General features: G+C 60.0%; 8 protein-coding genes. 1 reads left to right on the forward strand and 7 read right to left on the reverse strand.

What is annotated here, in order from left to right; all coding sequences use genetic code 11:
- Nucleotides 1-85 precede the first annotated feature (85 nt).
- From AUC61_RS24390 to AUC61_RS24420, 7 genes are all read right to left on the reverse strand, one after another.
- Nucleotides 86-1,351 carry a Zn-dependent hydrolase gene (locus AUC61_RS24390; protein ID WP_243248801.1) on the reverse strand — a complete coding sequence of 422 codons (1,266 nt, stop codon included), beginning with the start codon at nt 1,349-1,351 and terminating at the stop codon, nt 86-88.
- 138 nt (nt 1,352-1,489) lie between these two features.
- Nucleotides 1,490-2,677 carry an amidase gene (locus AUC61_RS24395; RefSeq protein ID WP_243248803.1) on the reverse strand — a complete coding sequence of 396 codons (1,188 nt, stop codon included), beginning with the start codon at nt 2,675-2,677 and terminating at the stop codon, nt 1,490-1,492.
- Nucleotides 2,674-3,681, reverse strand: coding sequence for an ABC transporter ATP-binding protein (locus tag AUC61_RS24400; protein WP_243248805.1), 1,008 nt, complete (start codon nt 3,679-3,681; stop codon nt 2,674-2,676). Before AUC61_RS24400 ends, AUC61_RS24395 begins: the two co-directional genes overlap by 4 nt.
- Nucleotides 3,678-4,721 carry an ABC transporter ATP-binding protein gene (locus tag AUC61_RS24405; RefSeq protein WP_243248806.1) on the reverse strand — a complete coding sequence of 348 codons (1,044 nt, stop codon included), beginning with the start codon at nt 4,719-4,721 and terminating at the stop codon, nt 3,678-3,680. The genes AUC61_RS24400 and AUC61_RS24405 overlap by 4 nt, the downstream gene beginning before the upstream one ends.
- 2 nt (nt 4,722-4,723) lie before the next feature.
- Complete coding sequence (locus AUC61_RS24410) at nt 4,724-5,617, reverse strand: ABC transporter permease (RefSeq protein ID WP_243248807.1); 894 nt, start codon at nt 5,615-5,617, stop codon at nt 4,724-4,726.
- Nucleotides 5,618-5,619: 2 nt separating this feature from the next.
- Nucleotides 5,620-6,573 carry an ABC transporter permease gene (locus AUC61_RS24415; protein WP_122664344.1) on the reverse strand — a complete coding sequence of 318 codons (954 nt, stop codon included), beginning with the start codon at nt 6,571-6,573 and terminating at the stop codon, nt 5,620-5,622.
- Between the two features lie 156 nt (nt 6,574-6,729).
- Nucleotides 6,730-8,403, reverse strand: a complete 1,674-nt coding sequence (locus tag AUC61_RS24420) for an ABC transporter substrate-binding protein (RefSeq protein ID WP_243248808.1) — start codon at nt 8,401-8,403, stop codon at nt 6,730-6,732.
- 326 nt (nt 8,404-8,729) lie between these two features.
- Here AUC61_RS24420 and AUC61_RS24425 point away from each other — a divergent pair, with 326 nt between their 5' ends.
- The gene (locus tag AUC61_RS24425) at nt 8,730-9,743 is read left to right on the forward strand and encodes a LacI family DNA-binding transcriptional regulator (RefSeq protein ID WP_243248810.1); all 1,014 of its coding nucleotides are present in this window, start codon (nt 8,730-8,732) and stop codon (nt 9,741-9,743) included.
- The last annotated feature ends 46 nt before the right edge of the window (nt 9,744-9,789 follow it).

Here is a 9,789-nt window from a genome sequence, read left to right on the forward strand (position 1 = left end):
TTTATAAGTTACTGCAATGAAACAAAGAGACATTGCCGGCTCATCAAACTCCAGCAATGTCCTTGACCGATGGAAACCCGGAATATTATTCAGCGGCACTTACCATTGCTCGCAGCAATACCGCGCAACCCGCGGCGAGATCTTCCGGAGTCGCATTTTCAATTTCGTTATGACTGATGCCGCCTTCGCACGGCACGAAGATCATGCCCGCCGGGCCCAACTCGGCGATGAAAATCGCGTCGTGCCCTGCGCCGCTGACGATGTCCATATGGCTCAGTCCCAGTTGCGCCGCCCCTTGGCGTACGGCATCGACACACAGGTCGTCGAAGTCCAGCGGCGGGAAGTCTGCGGTCGGCGTCAGTTGCCAGGTCAGGCCGTGTTGCGAGCAAGTGCTCTCGATGACCTGCTCCAGCTCATCGACCATGGCTTGCAGTTTGTCGGCCTGAAGGTGGCGGAAGTCGATGGTCATCTTCACTTCGCCAGGAATCACGTTACGCGACCCCGGATGGATATTCAGGCAACCCACGGTGCCACAGGCGTGGGGCTGGCTTTGCAAGGCGATGCGATTGACCGCACTCACGACCTGCGCAGCCCCCACCAGAGCATCCTTGCGCAAGGACATCGGGGTAGGCCCGGCGTGCGCTTCGACGCCAGTGAGCGTCAGGTCAAACCACTTCTGCCCCAGGCAACCCATGACCACGCCAATCGTTTTGCGTTGATCTTCGAGAATGGGTCCCTGCTCGATGTGCGCTTCGAAGTACGCACCGACCGGGTGCCCCAGCACCGCCCTGCTGCCTGCGTAACCGATACGCTGCAGCTCTTCGCCCACAACCAGGCCTTGCTCGTCTCGCTTGAGCAGCGTGTCTGCGAGATCCAGTTGGCCTGCGAACACCCCGGAACCCATCATGCACGGAGGAAAGCGCGAGCCCTCCTCGTTGGTCCACACCACCACTTCCACGGGCGCCTCGGTTTCCAGCCCCAAGTCGTTAAGGGTACGAATCACCTCCAGTCCGGCCATGACCCCAAAGCAACCGTCGAACTTGCCGCCGGTGGGCTGAGTATCGATATGACTTCCGGTCATCACGGGTGCGCGTCCGGGGTTACGACCTGGACGACGGGCAAAGATGTTACCGATGGCGTCCACACTGACCGCGCAACCCGCTTCTTCGCACCATTTGACGAACAGGTCACGCGCCTGTCGATCAAGGTCAGTCAACGCAAGACGACAAACACCGCCTTTGGCCGTGGCGCCGATCCGGGCCAGATCCATCAATGATTGCCAGAGACGCTCGCTGTTGATCAGCGGTGCATTGGAGGTAAGCAATGTTGTCGAGGTGAACGGGGTGTTCATGGTGATTCTCCAATCTTTTGGGCACTGACTTTCTGATTTGCAAACACACGCTCTGTAGGAGCTGCCGGAGGCAGCGAAGCAGTTATCCCGATACACCGCTATCGCAGCCTTCGGCAGCTCCTACAGGTCCAGTACTGACTAGACGACGGTGTGGTAAGCCCCGGCGATCTTCACTGCCAACTTCACCAGGCTCAAATCACTGCCTGCCGGCCCCATCAGCGAGATGCCCAGCGGTACACCGTCTTTCGTGACCAGCGGCATGGTCAGTTGCGGGGTTTTGCACAACACGGAAATCGCCAGCAAGTGATGGGAAATGCGCCGGATTTCTTCGATTTCTTCGTCTTTGGCAACGAGCAGCGGAGCGATGTCGGGAACGGTTGGCATGACCAGCACGCGGTCACCCAGCAGCGTTTTCCACGTCGCGGCAAAGCGTTCGCGCAAGGCGCAGGCATCGTTGTACTGCTCGTCGGTGACGGCTTTGGACCAGGCGAAACGTGCAGCGACATCAGGCCCCAACGCTAAACCTTCGCGCTCGATCAATTCGCCCTGAGCCTGCCAGGCTTCGCGGCCTTGAATGTAGCGAAACGCCCAATAAGCGTCGTCTAGCGAGGGCAGTTCACCTTCGAGTTTTTCCAGCGGCCCGCAGCAGGCGCTAATTTGCGCAATGGCGGGTGCCAGCGCATCGAGAGAGGCTGCGGGCAAAAGACCGAAAAGCGCCTCGCTGATCATCAGTAGTGGTGCCTCCGGCAGCGGTGCCGGGTCCTCGCCCAACAGGCATTCGCCTACCAGCCCGAACACCTTGGCCTCACGGGCGAAATACCCTGCGGTGTCCATGCTTTCGCACAGCGCCTGGGTTTTTGCCAGCGAGACCCGGCCATGGCTCGGGCGTAAGCCGTACAGCCCGCAATAGCTGGCCGGAGTACGGACCGACCCCCCAGTGTCACTGCCCATGGCGAAATCGCACAAACCATTGGACACCGCCGATGCCGAGCCTGAAGACGAACCACCGGGTATCCGGTCGTGGGCAGCGCCGTTACGCGGTGTACCGTAATGGGCGTTTTTGCCACTCATCGAGAACGCCATTTCATTGGTGTGCGCCTTGCCCACCAGCTCAGCACCCGCATCCAGCAAACGCTGGATGGTGGGCGCGGTGGCTGTCTTGATGCCGGACATCGCCAACACATGGGGATTACCACCGCCAGTGGGGTAACCCGCCACATCAAACAGATCCTTGGCGGCAAACGTGTAACCGGCCAATGGACCACTGGCCGCACGCGGCACGTCCACATGGGGATAAGGCATCAAAGCGAAAGCAGAATCGGTCATGTCATGGACTCACAAACAGAATGAACGGGGGCCTGACTCCAGTGATGGCAACTCACGGTGTGCTCGGCAAGAAGCGCTTCGATGGGCGGGACTTCGCTGCGACAGACATCGCTCGCTCGCGGGCAACGCGGTGCGAACGCGCAGCCCGCCGGCAGGTTGGCCAGGTCCGGAGGCGCACCGGGAATACTCACCAGACGCTCGCCTTTGCGTAGCCCGTCTTTGGGTCGTGTGCCGAGCAACACTCTCGTGTAGGGGTGCTGTGGGTTCTCAAGCAATTCAGCCAGCGGCGCTTGCTCAACGATACGCCCGCCGTACATCACCGCGACCCGATCGGCTACTTCCACCGCCGCGCCAATGTCGTGGGTGACGAAGATGATCGACAAACCAAGGGCCTGCTGTAGCTCGCGCAGCAGGATCAGAATCTGAATCTGCACCGTGGCGTCGAGGGCGGTAGTCGGTTCGTCTGCGAGCAAAATTTGCGGCTTGCACGCTAACGCCAGGGCGATCATTGCCCGCTGGCGCATACCGCCGGACATCTCGTGCGGATAAGCGTCCAGACGCTGTTCAGGGCTTGGAATGCGCACACTGCGCAAGGCCTCCAGAGCCGCCGCCCGGGCTTCAGTTTTGGACATGGAGCGGTGCCGACGCAGCGCTTCGACGATCTGCTGACCAATGGTGTAAACAGGGTCCAGCGCGAGCAATGGCTCTTGAAAAATCATCGAAGTGACAGGGCCACGCATCGCTTGCAACTGACTGCGGGACAGCTTCATCAAATCCTGCCCGGCGATATCGATTTGCCCTTCAATGGTGGTGGAACGCTCCGAATGCAGGCGCATCAGTGCGCGCAAGGTCACGCTCTTGCCGGAGCCGGACTCACCGATCAGCGCCAGCACTTCACCGCGAGCCACTTGCAGGCTGACGCCGTTGACCGCCGATAAGGTCTGCCCGCCCCGCTTGAAACGGACTTTGAGGTCACGCACGGCAACCATGGGTTGTTCGCTCATGCCAGTGCTCCTCTGTGAATCAGTTGCGCAGAAGGGCTGCGGCTGTGCCCTGCCCCGGGCTGAACCATCAGGCACGCCGCCTGATGCCCCGCGCCGGTCTCGGTCAGCAACGGTGCGGTCTGCCCACAGATCGCCTCTGCATGAGGGCAGCGAGTGTGGAACCGGCAGCCGGAGGGAGGATTGATCGGGCTGGGCGGGTCACCGGAAAGCGGCGAAATCAGCGTGCGATGCGCCGGATCCATAGACGGCATCGAGGTCAGCAGCGCCTGTGTGTACGGGTGCTGCGCGTCGGAGAACAAGGCCTCCGCAGGGCCGATTTCAACGATCTCGCCCAGATACATGACCATGATCCGGTCGGACAGGTAGCGCACCACGTGCAAGTCATGGCTGATGAACACATAGGTCAGTTGCAGGCTGTCCTTGAGATCCAGTAGCAGGTTCAGCACCTGAGCCTCTACTGATTTATCCAGCGCCGAGACCGCTTCATCGAGAATCACCAGCCGTGGATCGACTGCCAGCGCGCGAGCGATGTTCACCCGCTGGCGCTGCCCGCCGGAAAGTTCGTGGGCATATCGACCGGCAAAACGGGTTGGCTCCAACCCTACTCGCCCCAATAGATCCCGGGCGCGAAGTAATGAATCCTTTTGACTGACCCCATGAACCGAAGGCCCGAACGCCACGGACTGCTCCATGGTCAGCCGCGGGTTCAGCGACGAATAGCTGTCCTGAAAGACCATCTGCACCTGACGGCGATAATCGCGTAATGGCAGTTGATGACCACCAACGGTCATGGCATCAAAAACCAGTTCGCCGCTGTCGTGCTCAATCAACTGCATCAACAGTCGCGCGGTGGTCGATTTACCGCAGCCCGACTCACCGACAACGCCGAGCGTCTCGCCCTTATGGACAACGAAGTTGATGCCATCCACGGCCCGGACCACGCTGCGTTTGCCCAGCGCCCCCTTGACCGGAAAATGCTTGACCAGTTTTTCCACTTTCAGCAGTGGCTGCGCTGGACCGCCAATATCGCGCTTGGTCATCGTCAGCTCCTGATTGCCATGGCCGCCCGTAAACGATCGGCGAGCACGTTGAAAGAAATCGAAGTGATGAAAATCATCGCTCCCGGCAACGCCGAAACCAGCGGCTGGGTGTAAATGGCCGTACGCAGTGTATTGAGCATCAAGCCCCACTCCGGCTCCGGCGGCGTAACCCCGAGACCCAGAAAGGACAGGCCTGACGCGAGGATCATCGAGACTGAAATCAGCCCGGTGGTGAACACGAAAATCGGTCCCATGACGTTGCCCAGTACCTGAGTACGAATAATCGTGAACGAACCCGCCCCCGATGCCCGCGCGGCTTCGATGTAGTCCCGGTTGCGCACCTGAGTGGTGACGCTTTCAGCGATCCGCGCCACCTGCGGCACGAACACCAGCGTCAGGGATAACAAAGCGTTGTTGACCCCGGCACCCAGCGCGCCGGAAAAGGCAATGGCGAGCAGCACCGAAGGAAACGCGTAAAACACATCCACCGTGCGCATGATCAGGCTATTCAGCCAGCCGCCGAAGTAACCGGCAATCACACCAATTGCGCCACCGATGAAAAACGCGAAGACCACCGGCGTGATGCCCATGAACAGCGACAAACGGGCGCCCAGCATCAAGCGCGAGAGCAAGTCCCGGCCCAGTTCGTCAGTGCCCAGCGGGAACCCCTCGGTACCAATAGGCTTGAGGCGTTTGAACATCGAAGTGGTGAACGCATCACCCGGTACGATCCAGGGGCCGAACACTGCCAACAACAGCAATACGAAGATAATCGTGCCCACGAATAGCGCCACTGGATCCCGGCGCACGCGGCCGAACACTTCGCTCCAGTAACCCGGCGAGCTTTCTACGGGGGCGATGACCGGTGCGGCCGGTCGTAATATCGACAGGTTCATGCTCAGCCCCTTTTGATACGTGGATCGAGCAACGTCTGCAGAATGTCCACCAGCAGATTGAGTGCCACGAAAAACAGTGCCAGTACCCAGATCGTGCCCTGCAGCAACGGCAGGTCACGCTGGAAAATCGCCGAATTGAGCAGCAAACCGGTGCCAGGCCATGCGAACACGGTCTCGACCAGAATCGATCCGCCCATCAGGTAGCCAATCTGCAAGCCCATGACCGCCATTGCTGTGGGCGCAGCGTTTTTCACTACATGGCGGAACAGGCCCCATTCACTCAGGCCCTTGGCACGCAGGCCAATGATGAACTCCTGAGCCAGCGTCTCAGCGACCTGAGCCCGCACGGTTCGAGCGATGATGCCTGTGGGGATGACCGACAAGGTGATGGCTGGCAGGATCATGAATTGCAGATGCGCCCAGTCCCACGCCCATGCGGCCTGACCCAGAGGCCCGCCACCGGTCGCGGGCAGCCAGCCCAACTGTGATGAGAAGATGATCACCATCAGCATGCCGAGCCAGTAGTGCGGCACGCTGACGCCCACCGCAGAAATGGCGGACGCCACACGGTCCAGCCAGCTGTCCTGAAAATAACCACCGACGAAGCCGAACAGGCTGCCAAGGACAAAACCGATCAGGGTCGCCAGCAGCGCGAGCCGCAGGGAATACCCCACTGCGCCGAGCACTTCAGCGGTTACCGGGCGGCCACTGGCGATCGACATGCCCAGATCACCATGGACTGCATGCCACAGCCACAGGCCAAACTGCACTGGCAGCGGTTTATCGAATCCATAGGCCTGGATCAACTGCGTACGCAACGCTTCGGAAGCGTCCGGCGGCATCACCGAGACCAGCGGATCGCCGGGCGCCATTTGCACGAGCATGAAACACACCAGCGCAACGCCCAGCAGAATAGGCGTCGCCAGCAGAATGCGCCGCAAGATATAGGAAAGCATAAGGTCGCCTCACACGGTTTTTATGTGGGAGCAGAGCTTGCTCGCGATAAACGAGGACGCGGTATGTCTTCCAGATGCGTCTCATGCATCGCGGGCAAGCCTCGCTCCCACAGGTTCTGCGCAATCCTGTAGGACCGGCTGAAGGTCTCAGGCTTCTCAGTCCTGTTTGGAGACCAGCGTCAGGTCGATGAACCAGCTCTGCGCCGGAACCACGCCTTTGATTTTTGGTGAAATGGCGCGCGGGCCGACGTCATGCGCGACGTACAGGAACGGCGCTTCATCGACGATGGCGGCATTGAGCTTACCGGCTGCCTCGTCCAGTGCTTTAGGGTCGAAAGAGTTGCGCACGGTGGTGATCAGCTTCTCGACTTCCGGGTTGGCGAAATAGCCCCAGTTGTTGGAAACCGGCGGGAACGCCTTCTCGCTGGCAAAGCGCACCATGCCGAAATACGGGTCCATGACGGCCGCACTGACGTTGATCGCGTTAGCGCCCTGCGCAGCAGGATCCTTGGCCCCCAGACGCCAGCCACTGAACAGCGTGTTCCACTCGGTGACGGCAATTTCAACGTCGAAGTAGCAGCCCTTGAGACTCTGCTGGATGTATTCATTCATCGGCAACGGCTGCATCTGCCCTGAGCCGGACGCCGAAGTCAGGACCTTGACCTTGATCGGTTTGGCCTTGCTGTAGCCCGCCTCAGTCATCAGTTTCTGCGCGGCTTCCTGGTCGTAGCGGATCTTGAATGCAGGGTTGCCGTACCACGGCGAATCCTTCTCGTAGGTTCCGGTGGCTTCCTGCATGTAACCGCCCAGATAAGCTTTCAGCTCACTGCGGTCCAGACACAAGTTGGCGGCCTGACGGACACGTTTGTCGAGCCACGGCGAACCTGGCGCGAAGGAGAACTGCCAAGGCCAGAGATGCGGCTGGGCATTCGAGTAAATCTTGAAGTCCTTGCTTTTGATCTGATCCATGGCGTCCGGCGCGGGCGCTTCAATCCAGTCAACCTGACCGGACAACAACGCAGCGGTACGGGCGTTGGCTTCCGGCAACGGGATCAACTCCACGCGATCAACTTTGGGCACGCGCTTGGCATCCCAGTAGTCCGGGTTCTTGTCCAGTACCAGCACCTGACGCGGCACCATGCGGTTCATCTTGAACGGGCCCGTGCCTGAGGAGTGGCTGGCGAAAGCAGTCCAGGCTTGCTTGGAGCGCTCGGCCGGATCTGTGGTGGCCGCAGGAACGGCGGCGAAATCTTTTTGCCAGGCCACCGGAGAAGCCATGAACAGGTTGGTCAGGTTATACGGCAGCACCGCATCCGGCTCGCTGGTGGTCAACTCAACGGTCAGGTCATCGATTTTCTTCGCGCTGCGCAGGGTGGGCATCCGGGAGACGGTCACGCCGATTTGCCCCGGTGCGTATTGCGGCGCCTGCTTGTCTAGCACTTTGTTAACGTTCCAGACCACGGCATCGGCGTTGAACGCCGAGCCGTCATGGAATTTCACGCCGGGACGTAATTTGAAAATCCACTTGGTGTGGTCATCAGGGTTGACCGCCCATTCAGTGGCCAGCCCCGGCACCAGAGCGCTGGGTTTCTCGCTCTGCGACAGGTCCCACTCCACCAGGGAGTCGAAGATCGTGATCCCGGTGAAGCGGTTGCCCTCATACCCTTGATCCGGCTGACCATGGGTCAGCGGAATGTCCGCTGCAGTCATTGCGATTCGCAACGTGCTGTCGGCCATTGCCGCCAATGGCGACAGAGTGCCTATCGCCAACGAGCAGGCCAATGCCAGTCGGGTCAAACTACGTGCGCGGTTTGCTGAAGCGTGCGTCATGGCGAGTTTCCCATCAGTCAGGTAAAGAGAACTGACAGGTGCAACGCAATGGGCATACCAACTTTTTTACGCGCTTAGCTTATCGGCCTGAAGCGAAGGATAAAAACCAATGGATTCATAACGTTAGGAGCCGCTAAAAAACTCCCGAAAAAATAACCCAAACGTTTGGGTAGTGTTGCGCAACGGTTCGTGCAATCTTTTGGTACGCCGCGCTCCATCGTGGCGCAAATGCCCTGCTACAGGCTGACAAGGGGCCACACCGTGCAAATCCAGCGGCGAAATGCGAGCATTTGTGCCCTGCTCCTCCGCGTTATGAGGCATGCCCCATGAACAGACGCCCCGCCACACTTCGCGGTATCGCCCAGCAACTTAACGTGCATGTCTCGACAGTATCGCGGGTACTCAACGGCACCCTGGACCATGCAGGGCGGGCAGCCTCCAAAGAGACCATCGAGCGCATCCGCGCCCTTGCCGCCAGCCTCGATTACCAACCCAATACCCACGCCCGCACCCTCAAGACCCGGCACAGCCGAGAGATCGCGATTCTGGTTCCAAGACTCTCTGACATTGTGCTGGCTACGGTTTATGAAGGCATCGACGAAGCGGCCAGCGCACGTCGCTACACCTCGTTCGTCGCCAACACGCTGGACCGTCCGGAACGCCAGCGCGAACTGGCCGAGCGCGCCCTTGCGCGCAATGTCGAAGGTCTGATCATCAGCGATGTGCATTGCACCCCGCAGCCAGGATTTCTTGAAGAACTGGCGGAACGACAAGTGCCTTTCGTGCTGGTCAGCCGCCGACGTGGCCAGCACTGTTCGATCACTTCGGACGATGAAATGGGCGGTCGGCTGGCGGCCGAGCATCTTTTCGCTCAAGGCCACACGCGCGTCGCGGTGATAGCCGGAGAAGCCCATAGCAGCAACTCCAGTGAGCGAACCGCAAGCTTCATCGAGTATTACCGTGAACGCGGGATACTTATCCCACCGGAATTTGTCGTGCCCGGCCATTTCGATACACAGGCAGGCTTCAGTACCGGCGAATACCTGCTCAGCCTCCCCCAGCCGCCCACGGCGATCTTTGCCGTAAACGATTTTCTTGCGATTGGTCTGTTCGGTGCCATGCGTAATCGCGGCTTGCTGGCCGGACGTGATATCGCGGTGGTCGGCTACAACGACACGCCGCTGGCTGCGCACCTGCAACTCACCAGCATCAGCACCAGCATGCATGCTCAGGGCGTACGCGCCGTTGAGACCCTGCTACAGCGTATTGCCGGTGAGCCGGTGCAATCTCACCGGTTCCCGACGGAGCTCACCGTACGCGACAGCAGCCGGTGTCCATGACACCACGCTGTCTCGCGGCAAGCATTGGACCTGTAGGAACTGCCGA

The organism is Pseudomonas maioricensis (assembly GCF_022790535.1).
Classification (GTDB): Bacteria; Pseudomonadota; Gammaproteobacteria; order Pseudomonadales; family Pseudomonadaceae; genus Aquipseudomonas; species Aquipseudomonas maioricensis.

What these genes read in the sequence shown, in the direction of transcription:
- AUC61_RS24425 (WP_243248810.1), top strand. Translation starts at nt 8,730, where the DNA reads ATGAACAGACGCCCCGCCACACTTCGCGGTATCGCCCAGCAACTTAAC.
- AUC61_RS24410 (WP_243248807.1), bottom strand. Translation starts at nt 5,617, where the DNA reads ATGAACCTGTCGATATTACGACCGGCCGCACCGGTCATCGCCCCCGTA.
- AUC61_RS24395 (WP_243248803.1), bottom strand. Translation starts at nt 2,677, where the DNA reads ATGACCGATTCTGCTTTCGCTTTGATGCCTTATCCCCATGTGGACGTG.
- AUC61_RS24420 (WP_243248808.1), bottom strand. Translation starts at nt 8,403, where the DNA reads ATGACGCACGCTTCAGCAAACCGCGCACGTAGTTTGACCCGACTGGCA.
- AUC61_RS24405 (WP_243248806.1), bottom strand. Translation starts at nt 4,721, where the DNA reads ATGACCAAGCGCGATATTGGCGGTCCAGCGCAGCCACTGCTGAAAGTG.
- AUC61_RS24415 (WP_122664344.1), bottom strand. Translation starts at nt 6,573, where the DNA reads ATGCTTTCCTATATCTTGCGGCGCATTCTGCTGGCGACGCCTATTCTG.
- AUC61_RS24390 (WP_243248801.1), bottom strand. Translation starts at nt 1,351, where the DNA reads ATGAACACCCCGTTCACCTCGACAACATTGCTTACCTCCAATGCACCG.
- AUC61_RS24400 (WP_243248805.1), bottom strand. Translation starts at nt 3,681, where the DNA reads ATGAGCGAACAACCCATGGTTGCCGTGCGTGACCTCAAAGTCCGTTTC.